Below are 18,197 nucleotides of genomic sequence, written 5' to 3'. Positions count from 1 at the left end.
TATGAACAATAGAAGAGTAGTTATAACTGGGCTTGGATGTGTTACACCAGTTGGAAATGACAAAGATGAATTCTGGAAGAACATCAAATCAGGAGTATCTGGAATAGATACAATAACTAAATTTGATGCTAGCACATACCAAACACAAATAGCTGGAGAAGTAAAGAACTTTGATCCAGAGCAGTTTATAAGCAAAAAAGAAGTAAAGAGAATAGATAGATTCACACAATATGCAATTGCCTCTGCAAAGATGGCTGTTGAAGATTCTAAACTAGACTTAGAAAAAATAGATCAATATAGATTTGGAGTTATAATAGGGTCTGGTATAGGTGGAGTGGAAACAATAGAGACACAACACAAGATTATGTTAGAAAAAGGAAATAAAAGAGTAAGCCCATTCTTTGTTCCAATGATGATCGGTAATATGGCAGCAGGCCAAGTATCGATATTCTTAGGTGCAAAGGGACCAAATACAAATGTGTGTACGGCTTGTTCATCAGGAACTCACTCAATTGGAGATGCCTTTAAGATAATACAAAGAGGCGATGCTGATTTAATGGTATCTGGAGGTTCAGAAGCTGCTGTTACAGGTCTTGCATTTTCAGGATTCTGTAATATGAAGGCGATGTCTGTTAGAAATGACGATCCAAAGGCTGCATCTCGCCCATTTGACAAAGACAGAGATGGGTTTGTAATGGGAGAGGGAGCAGGGATACTTATTCTTGAAGAATTAGATCACGCTTTAAATAGGGGAGCAAAGATTTACGCTGAGGTTGTAGGATATGGATCTACTGCAGATGCGTATCATATAACTACACCTGCTGAAAATGGTGAAGGCGCAGCTAGATCTATGCAGATGGCAATAGATGATGGAAATATAGATATAGGTGATGTAGATTATATAAACGCGCATGGTACATCAACTCCATATAATGATAAGTTCGAGACAATGGCTATAAAGTCTGTCTTTGGGGACAAAGCGTACGATTTATGTGTGTCATCGACAAAATCTATGACAGGACACTTACTAGGAGCCTCAGGGGCAATAGAAGCCGTTGTATGTGCACTTAGTATAGACGAAGGATATGTGCCGCCTACAATAAATCTAGATAATCAAGATGAAGAACTTGATTTAGATTATATTGCCAATGTAGGAAGAGAAAGAGAAGTCAAATACGCTCTATCAAACTCATTAGGTTTTGGTGGTCACAATGCAACATTAGCATTTAAAAAATACTAAGGAAATTTTTACAAAACTGATTGAATTATTGGATTCGCTCCACGGCCTGTTATGGTATGAAACAAAGTGCCGCGAAACACAATGATTTAATCAGTTTTTTTATGTCATAAAAAAGTTTATAGGTAAATAATATTTGAATTATGTTTAAATTATATTCGAAAATACTTTAAAGTTAGAGATGTATTACATTGCTTTTATTTGCATAATTAACTCATTATGTTATAATCATTTAAACAACTTATATTATTAAATAAGGTTGTTTGTAGCGGCAAGAGGAGATGATTTTATATGATAGAGATAAAAAATGTAACGAAAAAAATTGGAAATAAGACTATATTAAAGGATATTTCACTATCGATAGATAAGGGAATGTTGGTTGTACTTATAGGATCTAGTGGTTGTGGAAAGACAACAACACTAAAGCTTATAAATAAATTAATCAAACCAACATCTGGAGAAATATATATTGACGATAAACCTATTTCAAAACAAAATGTTATAGATTTAAGAAGGAATATTGGGTATGTGATTCAGAATACAGGTCTGTTTCCACATCTTACAATTAAAGAAAATATTGAATTAATTCCAAGATTGAAGAAAGAAAAATCAATAGAGGAAATAGAGCAAAAGACTGTAGATTTACTTAAAATGGTCGATTTAGATAGTAGTGAGTACTTAAACAAATACCCTTCAGAATTAAGTGGTGGTCAGCAACAGAGAATAGGTGTTGTAAGAGCGATAGCAACAGATGCCGATATAATACTTATGGATGAACCATTTAGCGCACTAGATCCGATAACTAGAACTACACTTCAGGAGGAATTATTCAATCTTCAAGAAGAACTAAAAAAGACAATAATATTTGTTACTCATGATATGGATGAGGCATTAAAGATTGCAGATAAGATTTGTATAATGGAAAATGGTTGTATAGCGCAGTTTGATACCCCTGAGAATATACTTAGAAAACCAGCAAATGATTTTGTAAAAGACTTTGTAGGAGAAAATAGACTTTGGGATAATCCTGAGTATATAAAAGCTAAGGATATAATGATAAAAAACCCTATATCTGTTAAGGGAAACCGTAGAGTTACTCAAGGAATTGAGATAATGAGAACTAGTAAGGTAGATAGTTTATTGATAGTAGACAAGGAATATCACTTGGCTGGTATAGTAACAGTAAAAGATATAAAAGCTACTTTTGATAAATCTACTACACTACAAGATATAATGTCAAAAGATCCACTATATGTAAATGAAAGTGATACACTAGTAGAAGTCTTAGAAGTCATGAATAAAAATTCAGTAGGATATATGCCTGTTATTTCATCTAAGGGGACATTAGTAGGGTTAATCACACGAAGTAGTTTGCTTTCAGTATTGAGTGAACAATTCCTTGAGATGGAGGTGAGTATACTTGGATAGTTTATTTAATTTCTTAATACAACAAAAAGGTAAAATTATAGAGTTATTTATTCAACATATTAGCTTAACTGCATCAGCGATAATAATAGCTATAATAGTTGGTGTTCCTCTTGGTATTTTGATATCTAGGGCTCCGAGACTTAGAAAAATAGTATTAGGTTTCGTAAACTTGGTACAAGCTGTTCCATCTATGGCGTTACTTGGGTTACTTGTTCCTATCCTTGGTATAGGAAGCAAGCCAGCTATATTTTCAGTAGTTATATACTCGCTACTACCTATTGTAAAAAATACGTACATAGGTATTAGCAGTATTGATCCTGTAGTATTGGAGTCTGCAAAAGGTATTGGACTTACAAAAAATCAGACATTATTTAGAATACAATTTCCACTAGCTCTACCAATAATAATGGGAGGGGTCAGAATATCGGCTGTAACAGCAGTTGGACTAATGACACTTGCAGCATTTATAGGAGCAGGTGGGCTTGGATACTTAGTATTCTCTGGGGTTCAAACTGTAAATAACAGTATGATACTTGCAGGGGCAATACCTTCATGCATTTTAGCACTTTTGGTCGATTATATATTCTCGCAGATAGAAATAGCAGTAACTCCAAAAGGCTTGGATCTAAAAAGACGTAAAAAGAACTTTATAGGCTTAAAGGTTGTAAGTGTTATACTTATTGTAACAATAATCTTTACGGGAATAGTTCCAGCGATATCTGGCAAAAAAGATACGATAACGATTGGTTCAAAAAACTTTACAGAGCAATTAGTTCTAGGTAATATGTACGCTGATTTAGTAGAGGAGCATACAGATTTAAATGTAGAGAGAAAGTTAAACTTAGGTGGATCTTCAGTAACATTTAACGCTCTTGATAGTGGAGAATTAGATATGTATGTCGATTATACTGGTACTATATTATTGAATATAATGAATCATGAAATAATCAGAGATCCTGATAAAACGTATAAAACAACTAAAGATTTTATGGAAAAAGAACATAAGATAACATTGCTCGATCCTCTAGGCTATAACAACACATTTACACTTGCTATGAAACCAGAGGTTGCAGAAAAATACGGTATAAATTCGATGTCTGACTTAAGTAAATTCAGTAAGAATATGATTCTCTCATGTACACTTGAGTTTGAAAATAGAGAAGACGCTTATATTGGATTATCAAAATTATACGATATGAAATTTAAAGATGTTAAAGCAGTAGATGGAAGTCTAAGATATCTAGCTATTGAAAATAACGAGGCTGAAGTAATAGATACTAACTCTACAGAGGGTCTTATCAAAAAATACAAACTTAAAATACTAGAGGATGACAAGGGATTCTTCCCACCATACTATGCAACACCGATGGTTAGAGAAGAAACTCTAGAAAAATACCCTGAGCTTAAAAGAGTTTTAAACATGTTGTCTAATAAAGTTGATCAAGAAACTATGATAGAGCTTAATTACCAAGTAGACGAACTTGGAAAATCTCCAGAAGATGTAGCTCATGAATTCTTAGTAAAAGAAGGACTAATAAAATAGGTACAATTTTGAACATTAGAGCGAAATATTCCGCATGGGTATTCATTAGACTATCAAAGTGAATATTTAAAATATAATAGTTAGGCAATTGAACATAAATAAAACAAAAGTGACCTTTTAGATAAGGAGATGCCTGAAAAGTTATTTAATTAAACTTTTTAGGCATCTCTTTTTAATTCAAAAAACTCAGCCCATTTAATTACTCATTTTATTTAATATACGTGAGAAGTTTATCTGATAAACTTTCTCTGGACGACCTCTATGTTTCTTAGAAACATTTGAATTGGCTAATGTTGCAACTCCAGATTCGTGAAGTACGTTTAATATGCGATTAGCAGTTCTTAGTGTAACATTTAAGTAGTCGGACAGTATTTTGGCTGTAATCTCATTTGTACCTCTCTCATCAATCACTGACATTATTTTAGATATATTTGCACTCGATAGTGGAATATACGATGTAAGTTTATCTACAATAAGGCTGTCAGCGGCATTGATAATTTTATTTTCTGAGTAAAGCGGACCAATCAATTGATTGGTGTCATCTATAATATAAGTGCAATTTCCTCCAAGTTCTGCTGATTTAATATTTGCATTTCTAGCATTGCTTTCAGAGTGTGTCTTTGTATTTCCTATTCCCCATCCGATATTTATGTTGTAGCGAATATTATTTAGTACATCATCGATAAAGAAATCTCTATATCCGTTTGTTAATTTATACAAAGTGTCTTTAGTAGTGTGTATTTCAATTTTCATGGAACTTTTAATTACCTGAATATTGTAGTAACCATTTTTAACTAATAAATCTGAAACTAGACTGCAAAGCCTAGCTAAAATTTCATCATTATCAAATACAAATTTTTCATCACTGTACTCAGTGCTGTCGATTGTTATAATTCCAGTAGCGAGTTTGTTTTTATCTAATCTATCAAATTCTAATTTATTAAGCACATTTGAAAAAGTATTTAATATAGATTCAGATGATGGAGACATGTATACGCACTTGTATCCTAAGTCATTTAAGATATTGCTGAGTATATAGTTTCTAGTTATTGATAAATTTATCTTGTTATTTTTCCATAAATCTAGATGAATGTCTAAAAGTGTATCATTGAGAATTTTAAAGTCGCGTACTGGTTGATCAATATTGAAATCGCGAATTGTATACGGACACTTTTCATGGTCTATCAATGAGTATATATCGTAGTAGTTGTTATCCATCCTTAAAAAATCCATGAACATTTTAGATATGTCTAAGCTTCTGTCTTCAATCAATTCTTTAAAGATATATTTGTAGAAATCTCTATCTCCTAGCCTTAAGTAATCCATTGGTACAGCAATATATTCAATGCTTTCTTTAATCATTGAATACGTTATAACACCACTGAATACAAAGGCATCATATTTCTTTACATTTTCATTGTAGATGTTAATAAGTTTTGTGTAAGAATCGAAATTATCTACTACAATAAGATCTACTTCGCACTTATCGCTTATTTTATCTATAGTCTTATAAAACCAATCATTTATATAATAATCAGTAGTAATGAAACCTATTCTATATTTCATTTTTTCCTCCTTAAATTTCATGCCAAGAAGTACTAGTCCAAATCAATTCTATAATAGTCTTTAAATAGAGTCAATATTTTCTGAAAATAAATAGAAAAATATGTTGTTAAATAAGATAAACATGTAAAATAACAAAAATTCAGAAAATAAAAAAAGTATTGACGAATTAAATGAAATGGTGGTATCCTTATTACAAGACTAGTCTTTAAACATTTCCAAAATAAAAAAAGTCCTTGAAAGTATGACAAACATAGTAAATAGCAATAAGGCGAAATTAAACAATTAGGGGTGAATATTTTGAATAATTATTTAAATGAAATTAATGGATTTATCGACAGTAAAAAAGATGAAATTATCGATTTATGGAAAGAGATAGTTAACCTAGAAAGTTTTACTGCTGACAAACAGAGTGTAAACGTTGTAGCCAACAGATTGAAAACTGAATTTGTAAAAGAAGGATTTGATGTAGAGCTGATAGATGTTGGACCAAACGGAAATACATTAGTTGCAACTCTAGGATTGGACAGAGGTAAAGAACCAGTAATATTCTCTGGACATATGGATACTGTTTTCAAAAATGGAACTTTTGGAGAAAATCCTTTTAGAATCGAAGGCGATAAGGCATATGGACCTGGAGCCTTAGATATGAAAGGCGGAATCGTAATAGCATTATACGTAATTAAGGCTTTAAACTCAATTGGATACGATGAAAGACCATTAAAAGTAATATTATCAGGAGATGAAGAAAGTGGACATGAAGGTTCAACTGGAGAGAAAGCATTACTTGATGCAGCAAAAGGTGGATATTGTGCATTCAACATGGAGACAGCACTAGTAGATAACAGCTTATGTACTGGAAGAAAAGGTAGAATTGGATGTGTTGTTGAGATTGAAGGTGTTGAAACACATGCAGGAAATGACTTTGCAGGCGGAAGAAATGCTATTGAAGAAATGGCTCACAAGATATTAGAAATACAAAAATTAACAAATCTTGATGAAGGTATAACAGCGAGTGTAAGTGTTATTAGCGGTGGTAGAATACCAAATGCAATACCAAAAGATTGCAAAATAGATGTAGACATAAGATTTGACAAAGTTGAAGATATGGATTCAATAAAACAAAAAGTAAATGATATTTGTACTAAAACATATGTAGATGGTACAACAACTAAAGTAAGATACATAGCTCAATTAATGGCTTTTGAAACTACTGAAAATGTTATGAAATTCTATGATTTTGTAAATGAAGTTTGTGAGGAGAATGGTTTCGAGAAGTTTGGATCTAAGATACTCGGGGGAAGTTCAGACGCAAGTTATTTAACTATTGCAAACGTTCCCACTATATGTGCATTCGGTGTTCAAGGTCAATGGAATCATACAGCTAGAGAGTATGCGCTTGTAGATTCAATGTTTGAGAGAGCAAAGATAATATCAACAATTGTACTTAACTTAGATAAATTTAAATACTAAAAATTGTAGGGGGAATTAAATATGGAAAAAGCAAAAGAGCCAAATAAGGTAACTTGGAAAGGCTACCTGTCACTATTTTTTCTTATAGTATTATTCTCTGGGGTTTTCAAAGATGCAAATAGCTTTTTAAAGGCATTTGACTTCGCAAACCTTACAGGAAGTTTTGGACAGATAGTTGATGGAGTAGACTTTACAGGTAAAGGAGGATCTGGAGCTAAAGATGGATTTCTATTCGCTTTAACATTAGTACCTACTGTATCACTTGCAGTTGGACTTATAGATGTAGTTGAATCAATGGGGGCAATGAAGGCTGCAGCAAAGCTATTCAACCCAATTCTTAGACCGTTACTTGGTATACCAGGAACTGCCGGTATAGCTTTCGTATCTTCTTTCACTAGTTCAGACGTAGCTTCTATAATGACTAAAGAGCTTGTTGAGAGTGGGGATCTGACGGATGATGAACGTACAATATTCGTAGCATACCAGTATGCAGGTTCAGCTGTAATACTTAATACAATAAATACACAGGCACCTTTACTTCCAATAGCACTTATGGCAGTTGGTCCGATAATCTTAATAGAGATATTCTGTAAGTTATTAGGTGCAAATTTAATAAGACTTTATATCAATATAAAGAATAAAAAGCAAGGGAGTGTTGCATAATGACTCAACAAACAGGTAATGTAGTAGAGAACAAAAAACCAAAGAAGTCTATAGTTGAGATATTTATGAACGGTGCTAAAAAAGGATTTTATATAGGTGTAGAACAAATACTACCTGCCATGATAATGGGTTATATGATAGTTACAATATGACAAGTGTTAAGGTTGAAAGCTTTAAATATCAACGTTTATCGAGGGTTAGATATATAGAAAATACTAGATTGCCACCATATTGCCACCGCAAAACTAAATGACGGCAATTTAACCATTGATATAATTTTCAAAAGTATCTACTGCGATTTTCTGTGATTCTTTTGTGGAGTGACCGTAAGTATCTAATGTAATAGATATTTTTGCATGTCCTAATCTTTTTTGCACTTCTTTAATATTAACCCCTGACTGAATAAGCATAGTAGCGTGTGTATGCCTTAACATATGAAACGTGAACTCAAAGCCAAGTTCCTTTTTTGCAATTTTTCCTATAATGCTAGAGGTAGATTTAGGAGTAGTATAATTCCCACTTTCTGAAGTACATACCATTCCTTTAGCAGGATAATCTTTGTCTAAGTAAAACTCACCATATTTTAATTTGTTTTCTTTTTGCAATATTTTATGTTCTTTTAATATTTTAACTAAAGTATCCCCTATTAAAATAGTTCTGTTAGATGTTTTTGTTTTAGTAGTCCCAAACGAAAAGCCATTACGCAAATTATATACAAGAGTTTTATTAACGTTTATCGTCTTTTTAGTCAAGTCTATATCGTCCCATGTTAAAGCACATATTTCCCCGATTCGCATACCGGTATGATAACCTATTAGCAATGGCATATTTAACAGGCGACCTTTTGGAAATTTCTCTAATAAGATATTAAATTGATCTTTAGATATAGTTTTAACCTCATGTTCAGCAGTATCATTGTATTTAGGTATTTTTACATTTACACAAGGGTTGTATTTAAGTAGTTGCATTGGGTTAACGGCATACTTTAAAGAATTATATATAACAGATACATATTGCGATAGACTACTTTTGCTATAACCATCTTTATACTTAGTATTACAAAAGTCTTGAAGTAAAGCAGAATTTAAAGCGTTTAATTTGTAACCACCAAGCGTTGGCTTAATATGCTTATCAATTACTAACCTGTATTTTTGTTTAGTGGTTGTTTTACAATTAAGTTCAACGTAGTTTTCATACCAGTAATCAAGGTAATCATTAAAAGTCATATCACTTTCATCTACATAAGTTCCAGTATCGTCAAACTCGCTAAGTGCTTCTCTTAAAGCTTTTTCTGCTTCTTTTTTAGTATCACCTCCTACGCGTTCAACTCTTTTTCTTTTTCCATCTACAATACCAAGATCGAAGTAATAGTACCATTTCTTACCTCTTTTTCTTACGCTTCCTTTCATGCTTTATCCTCCTGAAATTCTTGAATTATTACATGACTATATAATATCACAAAAAGAACATACATAGAAAATTACATTTTATGACAAAACAATCGTTTTCTTTGTTGTATAATCAATAATATATATATTATTGAGGGAGGAAGTTTTTATGAAATTCAAACAATTAGTAACAATTGCATTATCATGTGCGTTATTATTATCGTCAAATATAACCACTGACGCTTATAACAAACCTAATGTTGAAAAAATAGTAGGTAAAGACAATTACGAAACAGCAGCATTAATAGCAGATAAACAGAAATATAACACAGCAATACTTGTAAATCTAGATAATTCTATAGCAGATGGCCTTAGTTCAAGTGGTTTATCAGGAGCTGTAAATGCACCAATATTATTAACTAAAAAGGATAGTATTCCAGGCGTGACAATGACTAGAATTACTAATGTAAAGAAATTATATATTATCGGTGGAGTAAATTCAGTAAGTCCAAGTGTGGAGAATAATTTAAAATCAAAGGGTATAACAGTAATAAGAATACAAGGTCAAGATAGAATTGAGACTAGTTTAAATGTAGCTAGCGAGATCAAAAAGTATAGCGATTCAAAGTATGCGTTTTATACAAATGGCTTTAAAGGCGAGGCTGATGCAATAAGCATTGCCCCTATCGCTGCTAGATATAAGGCTCCTATCATACAAACCGATGGAATAAAAACATCTTATAAGTCTAATGCAAATGAAAAGTATGTTATAGGTGGAGTGGCATCTATGAGTGAATCATTGGTTAAGCTAACAGGATCATTCAGAATAGGCGGAAAGGATAGATTTGAAACAAACTCATTTATAAATGAAGGAATATATGACAAAAATGGAGAGGGTATATTTTATGGTTTTAACCATGAATGGGAAGCGGGAATGCCCAAACGAGAAGGAATTACATATGTATGTGATGGGTATAATTTAGTTCCAGGATTAGTGAGTGCGCCGCTTGCAAAATGGGAAGAGTTTTATCTTGTGTCAAAGGGAGCTAATACAAGCGCTTTAGATCGTGATAACATTAGGATATTAGGGAATATTGATAAAGACTTAGAAGATAGATTAATGAAGGCCGATCCATTAGTTGAAGATTTGCTTGGATTATGGAAGATGGGAACAGATAATTTCTGTTCTATGGGAAAATTCACTTTTAACGATTCATATGCGGGTATATATAGTGCTAATTATGATATTATAAATATAAATAGAAATGATGTTGAATGGGTTGAAATTCTAATTAAAGATGGAAATGAGAAACGTATAGCAGCTGTTGGTTTTACAGATAAATCACACACTTATATTTTTGTAAGTTATTTAAATAAAGAAAATGGAAAATTCGAAAATGCACACACATATAAAAGAGATAGTCAAAGTTCATGGGTTTATATGGAAGAAGCTGAAAAAATTGCAATAGATGCTTGTTTAAATAGGTATAAAGGTGAGATAACAAGAAAAGATATCTCTATAAGATATATAGGGATGGAGTCTGAATTAATAGGGGTAGGAGAACCTACGTATGCTTTTGCACTCGAAATAAAATATGATGGAAGACTAGTGAATAAGTATATATATGTAAATCAGAGGACAGGTGAGGTTTATGGGAACTTGACGGATAACCTAAATTTGTCATAATCTAATATAAAAAACACCTTGCAGTAATAAAGGCTGCAAGGTGTTTTTTTATTATAAAACGAAAATATATTACAATAACTGACAAAATTTACCAAAAGGAAATATTTTCCAGTTATAGAATTGTATAAATATAGCCTTAAATAAAACATTAAGGAGGTACATATAAAACTATAGTTTAAATTTTATTAAATATAATATTGTGGTTGTGTAAATAAAAAGTTTGGTGTATTATAAAAATATAGAACAGGTGTTTGATGTATTCGGCAGAAATTGAAATTGGAGGGGTTTCATTGAGAGAAGAAATTATACATAATTTACTATTAGCATTGGATAACATTAGTTTACCAAATTTAAAGCTAATGCTTAGATTTGCAGAAAGATTAAACAATAAAAAAGACGCTTAAAGGCGTCTTTTATTTTTTTACCATATTACTCATCAATTCCGTTAGGAATTCTTTTTGTTCATCGGTTAATTCACTGAAAACTTTTATCATATTTTTCATAAACTTATCATCATTAGCAATAATATCGCCCATAACACCAGCTATGTATTCATCTTCTGTAGTATCAGCGAATATTTTCCCTTCACCTGTTCTAAGCCAATCTTCGTTAATTCCATATTCATCGCAAATATCAGAGATAACCCTATCCGTCATTGAAATATTACCACGTTCTATATTACCAAGATTAGACCTGCTTATATTTATAGGTTTTGAGAATTCTTCTTGTGTAAGTTTTAATATATCTTTTCTTAATGTTCTTATCCTTTCGCCCAAAATTGCACCTCCGCAAAACATTTTATTGTTAATTTAATAATATCATCAAAACAAAATGTTTGCAACAAGCATTTTTGATTAAAATAATACAAATTATTGCTTGACAATAGCAAAAATACGAAATACAATGGTTATAACAAGCAAAAGGAGGTGAAAAAATGAAAAACATAAAATTTTTGGACAATTTAACAGATCATGACAAAACAACTGTAGCAATGACATTATTATTTCAGAAATTAAATCCTGAGCAGAAAAATTATATAGCGGGAATGAGTGAAGGTATGTTAAAAGCAAATGAAATGTTTGAAAACGCAAAAGAGACTCAAAAAAATTAATTAACAAATTTCTAAAGTTTAAATTTAAATTTAGAAATTACATAATGAAAGGGGATAAACATGAATAATTTAGAGCCAATAAACTTTAAAAATCAAAACGTAATAACAACAGAGCTACTAGCAGAAGTATACGGAACAGACACAAAGAATATTAGTAATAATTTTAATAGAAATATAAATAAGTTCGAAGAAGGGAAGCACTATTATTTTCTAGAGGGCATGGAATTAAGAGAGTTTAAAGGTAATCATCTTTTAGAGGACAACCTTAAGTTTGCTCCTAAACTATACCTTTGGACAGAAAGAGGAGCAAGTAGACATTGCAAGATTTTAGATACAGATAAAGCATGGGAACAATTCGATAACTTAGAAGAAACATATTTTAAAGTTAAAGAAAATCCACTTTTAAATATGTCAAAAGAACTACAGGCAATATTTTTGGTAGACAAGAAACAACAAGAACTAGAAAAGGGTCAAGAAGTTCTAACTAAAAAAGTTACTAACTTAGAAAATAAAATGACTATCAATTATGAACTAGCCGAGAATATCAGATCAGAGGTTAGTGCGAAAGCGGTACATAGTTTAGGTGGTTATAACTCACCAGCATATAAAAAACTAAGCAAGAAAGCATACAGTGCGCTTCATAGAGATTTAAGAGGTTACTTTAAAGTTAATAGTTATAAAAACTTATCTGTAAAAAGATACGAAGAGGCAATTAATTACATACAAGGATGGACACCAGGAACAAATTTAAGACTTGAAATAAAGGAAATAAATAATCAAATAGAATTTGAGATGGTTAATTAGGAGGGATTAATATGACAGATGAGCAGTTCAAAGAGCTAAAAAGGATTACTAGACTAAACAACCCAAATGATTATTTACTATCTGTTACAGATGTAGCAGATAGGCTGGGTGTAGGTACTAAGCAAGTATATAAGTTAATAGATGGCGGAAAACTTCCTTATTTAACATATGGAAATGGTTACGCACACAAAGTTACTAACAAAAAGTTAAATGAGTTTATAGAACAGTTAAACGGTAAAGATTTATCGGAGTTTTTTAAAAAATAAAATGGATAAGCAGGAGGATTTTAAAATGAGTAAATTATCAAAAATTATAGCAGGAGCCTTAATATTATTAAGCTTAACAATCGGAGCAGTAGCAACTTATAACATTAATCATATATACGATAGGATCGCAGAACTAGAAGAGGTTAATAGCCAACAATACCACAGAATTTTAAGGTTGGAAAATAAATAAGAAAGGAGTGATGTTTAATGACTAGATTAGAATATGTAAAAGAAAGATTCGCTTTTAAGGAAGATTTTGTTATACAACATATACACCCAACATCAGAAGAAAATTACGACCCTTCAAAAAGTAATTTTGACAACTGGAATATGGAAATGACAAAAGAAGATTACAAACACTGGGGGAAGAGCTTGAATAGAGTAGATGAAATGTTAATAAATCAACAGAATACAATGGTACAAATAGGAGGTAAATAAATGAACTTTATAACTTATCTAATAGGTTGTATCAAACATAGAGAGAAACCGTCTCTAAAGCACTACGTAGATTGTGTAAATACAATAGAAAACGCTAAATCAGAGTTAAAGGAGTGGATATAAATGAACAAGTTAAAAGGAAGCATGATGGTTGTTGATTCGAATATTAACACAGTAGAGGAAATGCTAAAGGATAATGAAATAAGATTGTCAGAAATTAAGCGAACTGCAGTTAAATATTGTTCACGAGATGAGGGCAAAATAGAAAATCAGCAATTAGTTGTAAATGATTTAAAATCGCAACTTAAGATGGCAAAGACAATCAGAAAAGATCTAGTACTAACACAAGAAAGAGAAGAACAAAAAGAAAAGAGCCACGGCAATGGCTCAATTCAAGACTTGCAAAAATTAATTACGTTAATTATACCACAGGAGGCATAATTATGAAAATAAAAGACTTAGAAACAGATATATTACTTACAAAATTAGATACTAGTTTTGTGGATGAAGATTACAAAATGGGATATATCAACGGTTTAGAATCATTCACTAAAAGATATAAGCAAAATTACAGTTTAATTGATTTAAAGAAACATTTAATAGATTCTACAGAAGGATTCAAAGGAAGTTATATAGATGGCTTTGTACTTGCATATAAAAGCAATCTTACAAAGCTAGAGAAGGAATTAAAACATTAATATATTGGGGGAATTAATTATGAATAACAATAGAGATATTGTTTTAAGACAAGTAAATAATTTTACTGGAACTTTATTAACAAAAGAAGAAGAGGCACTACCTAAAGGATTTAATCCACTTAGATTTAGACAAAATGCAATTACAGTACTTAACGATACAAAAGATATAGAGAAACTAAAAGGGCAAGAATTTCAGATAGCTAGAACACTAATGAAAGGTGCTTACTTAGGATTAGACTTCTTCAATAAGGAATGTTATTGCATTATATACGGCGGAAAACCAAGCTTTCAAACGGACTATAAGGGCGAGATAAAACTTGCTAAAAAATACAGTATGAATCCTATAAAAGATATATATGCAAAGTTGGTAAGAGAAGGCGATGATTATGAGTCGGAAATTATAAACGGGCAGCAGACAGTACATTACAAGCCTAAACCATTCAACAATGGAGATGTTATAGGAGCTTTTGCAGTTTGCCTATTTCATGATGGAAGTATGTTACATGATGATATGAGCAAAGAAGAGATAGAGGAAACTAGAAGGAATTACTCAAAAATGCCTAATGGTCCAAGTTGGACAAAGAGTCCAGGAGAAATGTATAAAAAGACAATTTTAAGAAGGTTATGCAAATTAATAGAACTGGATTTTGATAATATAGAGCAAAAAAGAGCATTTGACGAAGGTGGAGACGCTACATTCGATAATGCCGACGAAATAAAAGAAGCTAAGGAAAAATCAGTATTTGATGATGATAAGGAAGATGAAGATACAATTCAAGATGCGGAATTTAAAATAATAGATGATAGTGAGGAGCTTGAAGGGCAAACAAATATGTTTGGAGGGGATGAAGTTGCTACAGATAAATAAGGATAACTACTTTAGTTTAGAAGCTGACAGGGAATATTTCTCTGTCTCCCAATTCAAAAGCTTTAGAAGTTGCGAAGCTAAGACGATGGCTAAGCTTAACGGAGAATGGTCAGACGGAGACAACGATGCTTTCATATTAGGATCTTATGTACATGCTTGGAATGAGGGAGCTAACTTAGGGGAATTTAAAGCGAATCATCCTCAAATGTTTAAGAAAGATGGTTCTTTATTAGCTAAGTATGCAATAGGCGACAAGATGATTGAGACATTGCAAAACGATCCTTTCATACAACGAGTTAGAGAGGGAGAAAAAGAAGTAATAATGACCGCTGAATTGTTTGGGGCTCCTTGGAAAACAATGCTTGATATATACAATCCAAATAAAGAATACTTTGCAGATTTAAAGACTACAAGAGATATAAGGTCAAAGATATGGAATGAAAATGCAAAGACTAAACAGAACTTCATAGTTGCTTATGATTATGTACTACAGATGGCAGTATATGCAGAAATAGAAAGATTAAACAGAGGTGGAGACAAACACCTACAATCTTTCATAATAGCGGTATCTAAAGAAGATATCCCAGATAAGGAAGTAGCTTGGGTTAAGGAAGAATATATGCAGGACAAGCTCGTGGAAGTAGAAATAAGGCTACCACATTACATAGAAGTTAAACAGGGATTAGTAAAGCCAACTAGATGCGAATGTTGCGATTACTGTAGGAGTACCAAAGTTTTAAAAGGTCCAATTAGTTTTACAGAATTATAAAAGTAGGTGGTGGGATTGAGCGAAAAGACAGAAGTAAAGATCGAAAACAATAGCATATTAAGCAATGGATATGGCTTAATCCCACAGATGGTGGCAAGAGATAAGACCATATCCATAGGAGCAAAAGGATTATATTCTTACTTGTCTAGTATGGCAGGAGCAACAAAAAGAACTTGCTATCCATCAAGAGATTTAATAACACACGAATTAAATATTGGTAAAAATACATTTACTAAATATTTAAATGAATTAAAAAAGAGCGGATATATAAGAGTAAAAATAAATCGACAGGATGGAAAAAGGTATAACAATATTTATGAAATTTTATTTGATGTAGATGAAATACATAAAGAAAGCGAGTTGCAAAAAGATAAAAAAATAGCAAAGCAATGTACCAAAAATGAGGACATAGAGCAATGTATCGAAAAAGAGGACATAGAGCAACGTACCAAAAATAGCGACATAGATGTAAGTATTGAAAACAAGCCAATCTTTCAACGTACCAAAAATGAGGACATAGAGCAACGTACCAAAAAGCAAGACGTTGAAAATGAGGACAGTAATAGTAACAGTATTAATATTAATTGTTGTTGTAGTAGTAATATATCTATTTATGATAAGGACGAGCCTGTGGATAAAAAAAATGAGGACAATAAAAATAATCCAATATATCCAATTGCTAGGTATGAAGTCATTAAACGCTTTGATTATTTTAGCAACATAGAAATAGAAAAAGTAGTTGATTCATTTATCGAGAAAAAGAAACCTATACCTTATTTAATTGAAAAAATGAATCTGGTTTTGAATACGAGAAATTTGGACAGCATAGTTGGGTTTCTGATAAAAGCAATTAAAGAAGATTATAAACAATATGGAGCAGAGAAAATACTTGAACAGAAGATTCAAGAATTAGATAAAAGGAATTAGCAAGAAAGATATCAGAAATGCAAAGATAAGACATCAAGATAAGTTGCTTAAACGTAAATGGGGATTAGGAGAATATATTAATTTATAGGAGGGTTGTATATGAGAAGTAAAGTATTACAAATGGCAGCTGCAGAAGCAAGTAAAAAATATGGAAAAGAAACAGTGGAAGCTGTTTTGAAAGAGGTAGACAAAGCTAGAGAAAATCGAAAAAGCGGAGAAAATAATGATAGTAAAACTAGAAGATAGGCAAGCCTTAATAGATCTAGCAAGGGTATATTGGCTTGATGAAGGATTTAATATTCTTGAAGCGTTAATTAAGGCTGAGAGAGATTTGGAGGGTGAATATGATTAATGATATAGCAATCGTAATAATACTTGTCTTAGTGGCGATAGGGACGTTAATTGCAGTATTTTTACTTGGGCGTTGGGTTGAATGTAAAAAGCACTCAGACGATAAGGAATTATCAGATGATGTATTTAATAGATGTATGGATTTGGACAAAGAAAATAGATATTTAAGAGGTCGATTAGGGTTAGATAATTTAACTAATGAGGTCAGCAATGTTAAAGATAAATCGAATCTATAATATGGACTGTTTAGAAGGTATGAGGCGGATTGAGAATAAGTCGATAGATATGATTTTGTGTGATTTGCCTTATGGACAAACTAAAAATCACTGGGATATTCCAATACCATTAGATCTACTATGGAAACACTATAAAAGAATAATCAAAGATAACGGAGCTATAGTGTTATTTGCAAGTGGTATGTTTACTGCAGAACTTATGCAAAGTAATAAAGAAATGTGGAGATATAACTTAGTCTGGGATAAAGTTCTAACGACAGGTTTCTTGGATGCGAACAGAAGACCTCTAAGGAGACATGAAGATATATGTATATTTTATAAACAGCAACCATCATATAGTCCACAAAAGACTATAGGAAATGTAAATCACTCAATGGGATATTCAACTAAATACAGAACTAATAACAACTTTGGGGAGTTTGAATTTAAAGATAATCGAGAAGAATTGGGAGTCTTGAAACATCCGACTTCAATACTAAAGTTTCCAAAGAATCATCCAAGTAAAATGCAGCATCCTACAGAGAAGCCAATTCCATTGTTCAGATGGTTAATAGAGTCTTTTTCTAAAGAAGGTGACTTGATTTTAGATAATTGCATAGGAAAAGGAACAACTGCAGAGGCTTGCATCGAATTAGGAAATAGAAATTTTATAGGATTTGAAAATGATATAGATATGTTTAATATAGCTAATAAAAATATAAGAAATGTTCAAAGAAAATTAATAATTTAACTGAGGATGATATGTGG

25 protein-coding genes are annotated in these 18,197 nt (G+C 31.7%); 22 read left to right on the top strand and 3 right to left on the bottom strand.

All coding sequences use genetic code 11. The annotated features are described in order from the left end of the window. Position 1: 1 nt before the first annotated feature. The 3 genes from fabF (at position 2) to J2Z43_RS05295 (ending at position 4,208) form a co-directional block, all read left to right on the top strand. Positions 2 to 1,240 carry a beta-ketoacyl-ACP synthase II gene (gene fabF / locus J2Z43_RS05305; protein ID WP_209456174.1) on the top strand — a complete coding sequence of 413 codons (1,239 nt, stop codon included), beginning with the start codon at positions 2 to 4 and terminating at the stop codon, positions 1,238 to 1,240. Between the two features lie 288 nt (positions 1,241 to 1,528). Beyond that, on the top strand, positions 1,529 to 2,665 hold the full coding sequence (locus J2Z43_RS05300; RefSeq protein ID WP_209456173.1) for an ABC transporter ATP-binding protein: 1,137 nt from the start codon (positions 1,529 to 1,531) through the stop codon (positions 2,663 to 2,665). After that, positions 2,658 to 4,208 carry an ABC transporter permease/substrate-binding protein gene (locus tag J2Z43_RS05295; protein WP_209456172.1) on the top strand — a complete coding sequence of 517 codons (1,551 nt, stop codon included), beginning with the start codon at positions 2,658 to 2,660 and terminating at the stop codon, positions 4,206 to 4,208. Before J2Z43_RS05300 ends, J2Z43_RS05295 begins: the two co-directional genes overlap by 8 nt. A 195-nt stretch (positions 4,209 to 4,403) precedes the next feature. On the opposite strand, the gene J2Z43_RS05290 is transcribed toward J2Z43_RS05295, so the two are convergent. Continuing rightward, a complete protein-coding gene (locus J2Z43_RS05290) occupies positions 4,404 to 5,774 on the bottom strand; it encodes a hypothetical protein (RefSeq protein ID WP_209456171.1) in 1,371 nt (456 codons plus the stop codon). A gap of 288 nt (positions 5,775 to 6,062) precedes the next feature. On the opposite strand from J2Z43_RS05290, the gene J2Z43_RS05285 reads away from it, so the two are divergent. The 3 genes from J2Z43_RS05285 to J2Z43_RS05275 are packed head-to-tail and all read left to right on the top strand — an operon-like array spanning position 6,063 to position 8,059. After that, positions 6,063 to 7,244: a M20 family metallopeptidase gene (locus tag J2Z43_RS05285; RefSeq protein ID WP_327786922.1), complete on the top strand. Its 1,182-nt coding sequence runs from the start codon at positions 6,063 to 6,065 to the stop codon at positions 7,242 to 7,244. 21 nt (positions 7,245 to 7,265) lie between these two features. Continuing rightward, positions 7,266 to 7,907 carry a nucleoside recognition domain-containing protein gene (locus J2Z43_RS05280; RefSeq protein ID WP_209456169.1) on the top strand — a complete coding sequence of 214 codons (642 nt, stop codon included), beginning with the start codon at positions 7,266 to 7,268 and terminating at the stop codon, positions 7,905 to 7,907. Then, the gene (locus J2Z43_RS05275) at positions 7,907 to 8,059 is read left to right on the top strand and encodes a hypothetical protein (RefSeq protein ID WP_234925973.1); all 153 of its coding nucleotides are present in this window, start codon (positions 7,907 to 7,909) and stop codon (positions 8,057 to 8,059) included. Before J2Z43_RS05280 ends, J2Z43_RS05275 begins: the two co-directional genes overlap by 1 nt. Before the next feature lie 108 nt (positions 8,060 to 8,167). On the opposite strand, the gene J2Z43_RS05270 is transcribed toward J2Z43_RS05275, so the two are convergent. Continuing rightward, entirely contained in the window at positions 8,168 to 9,316 is a 1,149-nt protein-coding gene (locus J2Z43_RS05270) for a tyrosine-type recombinase/integrase (protein WP_209456168.1), read from the bottom strand. A gap of 148 nt (positions 9,317 to 9,464) precedes the next feature. Between J2Z43_RS05270 and J2Z43_RS05265 the strand changes: the two genes are divergently transcribed. Next, positions 9,465 to 10,982, top strand: coding sequence for a cell wall-binding repeat-containing protein (locus tag J2Z43_RS05265; RefSeq protein ID WP_209456167.1), 1,518 nt, complete (start codon positions 9,465 to 9,467; stop codon positions 10,980 to 10,982). Positions 10,983 to 11,395: 413 nt separating this feature from the next. On the opposite strand, the gene J2Z43_RS05260 is transcribed toward J2Z43_RS05265, so the two are convergent. Continuing rightward, entirely contained in the window at positions 11,396 to 11,758 is a 363-nt protein-coding gene (locus J2Z43_RS05260; RefSeq protein ID WP_234925972.1) for a helix-turn-helix domain-containing protein, read from the bottom strand. 158 nt (positions 11,759 to 11,916) lie between these two features. On the opposite strand from J2Z43_RS05260, the gene J2Z43_RS05255 reads away from it, so the two are divergent. The 15 genes from J2Z43_RS05255 (at position 11,917) to J2Z43_RS05195 (ending at position 18,180) form a co-directional block, all read left to right on the top strand. Beyond that, positions 11,917 to 12,093 carry a hypothetical protein gene (locus tag J2Z43_RS05255; protein WP_209456165.1) on the top strand — a complete coding sequence of 59 codons (177 nt, stop codon included), beginning with the start codon at positions 11,917 to 11,919 and terminating at the stop codon, positions 12,091 to 12,093. Positions 12,094 to 12,153: 60 nt separating this feature from the next. Then, the gene (locus J2Z43_RS05250; protein WP_209456164.1) at positions 12,154 to 12,897 is read left to right on the top strand and encodes an ORF6C domain-containing protein; all 744 of its coding nucleotides are present in this window, start codon (positions 12,154 to 12,156) and stop codon (positions 12,895 to 12,897) included. Between the two features lie 11 nt (positions 12,898 to 12,908). Further along, on the top strand, positions 12,909 to 13,163 hold the full coding sequence (locus J2Z43_RS05245) for a helix-turn-helix domain-containing protein (protein ID WP_209456163.1): 255 nt from the start codon (positions 12,909 to 12,911) through the stop codon (positions 13,161 to 13,163). 25 nt (positions 13,164 to 13,188) lie between these two features. Next, a complete protein-coding gene (locus J2Z43_RS05240) occupies positions 13,189 to 13,353 on the top strand; it encodes a hypothetical protein (protein WP_209456162.1) in 165 nt (54 codons plus the stop codon). 17 nt (positions 13,354 to 13,370) lie between these two features. Next, positions 13,371 to 13,601 (top strand): hypothetical protein, encoded by a 231-nt coding sequence (locus tag J2Z43_RS05235; protein ID WP_209456161.1) that lies wholly within the window; start codon positions 13,371 to 13,373, stop codon positions 13,599 to 13,601. After that, a complete protein-coding gene (locus J2Z43_RS15025) occupies positions 13,602 to 13,724 on the top strand; it encodes a hypothetical protein (protein ID WP_268828387.1) in 123 nt (40 codons plus the stop codon). Beyond that, the gene (locus J2Z43_RS05230; RefSeq protein WP_209456160.1) at positions 13,725 to 14,042 is read left to right on the top strand and encodes a hypothetical protein; all 318 of its coding nucleotides are present in this window, start codon (positions 13,725 to 13,727) and stop codon (positions 14,040 to 14,042) included. Between the two features lie 2 nt (positions 14,043 to 14,044). Further along, positions 14,045 to 14,299, top strand: coding sequence for a hypothetical protein (locus J2Z43_RS05225; protein WP_209456159.1), 255 nt, complete (start codon positions 14,045 to 14,047; stop codon positions 14,297 to 14,299). Between the two features lie 19 nt (positions 14,300 to 14,318). Further along, positions 14,319 to 15,167, top strand: coding sequence for a RecT family recombinase (locus J2Z43_RS05220; RefSeq protein ID WP_209456158.1), 849 nt, complete (start codon positions 14,319 to 14,321; stop codon positions 15,165 to 15,167). Beyond that, positions 15,145 to 15,936, top strand: coding sequence for a PD-(D/E)XK nuclease-like domain-containing protein (locus tag J2Z43_RS05215; RefSeq protein ID WP_209456157.1), 792 nt, complete (start codon positions 15,145 to 15,147; stop codon positions 15,934 to 15,936). Before J2Z43_RS05220 ends, J2Z43_RS05215 begins: the two co-directional genes overlap by 23 nt. A gap of 15 nt (positions 15,937 to 15,951) precedes the next feature. Further along, complete coding sequence (locus J2Z43_RS05210) at positions 15,952 to 16,863, top strand: helix-turn-helix domain-containing protein (protein WP_209456156.1); 912 nt, start codon at positions 15,952 to 15,954, stop codon at positions 16,861 to 16,863. A 99-nt stretch (positions 16,864 to 16,962) separates the two neighbouring features. Next, on the top strand, positions 16,963 to 17,109 hold the full coding sequence (locus J2Z43_RS05205; RefSeq protein ID WP_209456155.1) for a hypothetical protein: 147 nt from the start codon (positions 16,963 to 16,965) through the stop codon (positions 17,107 to 17,109). Next, positions 17,087 to 17,215: a hypothetical protein gene (locus J2Z43_RS15020; protein ID WP_268828386.1), complete on the top strand. Its 129-nt coding sequence runs from the start codon at positions 17,087 to 17,089 to the stop codon at positions 17,213 to 17,215. Before J2Z43_RS05205 ends, J2Z43_RS15020 begins: the two co-directional genes overlap by 23 nt. Then, the gene (locus tag J2Z43_RS05200; RefSeq protein ID WP_209456154.1) at positions 17,208 to 17,450 is read left to right on the top strand and encodes a hypothetical protein; all 243 of its coding nucleotides are present in this window, start codon (positions 17,208 to 17,210) and stop codon (positions 17,448 to 17,450) included. Before J2Z43_RS15020 ends, J2Z43_RS05200 begins: the two co-directional genes overlap by 8 nt. Continuing rightward, complete coding sequence (locus tag J2Z43_RS05195) at positions 17,425 to 18,180, top strand: DNA-methyltransferase (protein ID WP_209456153.1); 756 nt, start codon at positions 17,425 to 17,427, stop codon at positions 18,178 to 18,180. Before J2Z43_RS05200 ends, J2Z43_RS05195 begins: the two co-directional genes overlap by 26 nt. Positions 18,181 to 18,197: the final 17 nt, after the last annotated feature.

It is taken from the genome of Metaclostridioides mangenotii (genome assembly GCF_017873185.1).
GTDB classification, from domain to species: domain Bacteria; phylum Bacillota; class Clostridia; order Peptostreptococcales; family Peptostreptococcaceae; genus Metaclostridioides; species Metaclostridioides mangenotii.
This window is presented reverse-complemented; position numbering and strand designations above follow the sequence as displayed.

Bases quoted from the DNA above. Each gene is read 5' to 3' on its own strand.
- fabF (WP_209456174.1), top strand. From the start codon at position 2: ATGAACAATAGAAGAGTAGTTATAACTGGGCTTGGATGTGTTACACCA.
- J2Z43_RS05300 (WP_209456173.1), top strand. From the start codon at position 1,529: ATGATAGAGATAAAAAATGTAACGAAAAAAATTGGAAATAAGACTATA.
- J2Z43_RS05290 (WP_209456171.1), bottom strand. From the start codon at position 5,774: ATGAAATATAGAATAGGTTTCATTACTACTGATTATTATATAAATGAT.
- J2Z43_RS05280 (WP_209456169.1), top strand. From the start codon at position 7,266: ATGGAAAAAGCAAAAGAGCCAAATAAGGTAACTTGGAAAGGCTACCTG.
- J2Z43_RS05275 (WP_234925973.1), top strand. From the start codon at position 7,907: ATGACTCAACAAACAGGTAATGTAGTAGAGAACAAAAAACCAAAGAAG.
- J2Z43_RS05270 (WP_209456168.1), bottom strand. From the start codon at position 9,316: ATGAAAGGAAGCGTAAGAAAAAGAGGTAAGAAATGGTACTATTACTTC.
- J2Z43_RS05265 (WP_209456167.1), top strand. From the start codon at position 9,465: ATGAAATTCAAACAATTAGTAACAATTGCATTATCATGTGCGTTATTA.
- J2Z43_RS05255 (WP_209456165.1), top strand. From the start codon at position 11,917: ATGAAAAACATAAAATTTTTGGACAATTTAACAGATCATGACAAAACA.
- J2Z43_RS05250 (WP_209456164.1), top strand. From the start codon at position 12,154: ATGAATAATTTAGAGCCAATAAACTTTAAAAATCAAAACGTAATAACA.
- J2Z43_RS05245 (WP_209456163.1), top strand. From the start codon at position 12,909: ATGACAGATGAGCAGTTCAAAGAGCTAAAAAGGATTACTAGACTAAAC.
- J2Z43_RS05240 (WP_209456162.1), top strand. From the start codon at position 13,189: ATGAGTAAATTATCAAAAATTATAGCAGGAGCCTTAATATTATTAAGC.
- J2Z43_RS05235 (WP_209456161.1), top strand. From the start codon at position 13,371: ATGACTAGATTAGAATATGTAAAAGAAAGATTCGCTTTTAAGGAAGAT.
- J2Z43_RS15025 (WP_268828387.1), top strand. From the start codon at position 13,602: ATGAACTTTATAACTTATCTAATAGGTTGTATCAAACATAGAGAGAAA.
- J2Z43_RS05230 (WP_209456160.1), top strand. From the start codon at position 13,725: ATGAACAAGTTAAAAGGAAGCATGATGGTTGTTGATTCGAATATTAAC.
- J2Z43_RS05225 (WP_209456159.1), top strand. From the start codon at position 14,045: ATGAAAATAAAAGACTTAGAAACAGATATATTACTTACAAAATTAGAT.
- J2Z43_RS05220 (WP_209456158.1), top strand. From the start codon at position 14,319: ATGAATAACAATAGAGATATTGTTTTAAGACAAGTAAATAATTTTACT.
- J2Z43_RS05215 (WP_209456157.1), top strand. From the start codon at position 15,145: ATGAAGTTGCTACAGATAAATAAGGATAACTACTTTAGTTTAGAAGCT.
- J2Z43_RS05205 (WP_209456155.1), top strand. From the start codon at position 16,963: ATGAGAAGTAAAGTATTACAAATGGCAGCTGCAGAAGCAAGTAAAAAA.
- J2Z43_RS15020 (WP_268828386.1), top strand. From the start codon at position 17,087: ATGATAGTAAAACTAGAAGATAGGCAAGCCTTAATAGATCTAGCAAGG.
- J2Z43_RS05200 (WP_209456154.1), top strand. From the start codon at position 17,208: ATGATTAATGATATAGCAATCGTAATAATACTTGTCTTAGTGGCGATA.
- J2Z43_RS05195 (WP_209456153.1), top strand. From the start codon at position 17,425: ATGTTAAAGATAAATCGAATCTATAATATGGACTGTTTAGAAGGTATG.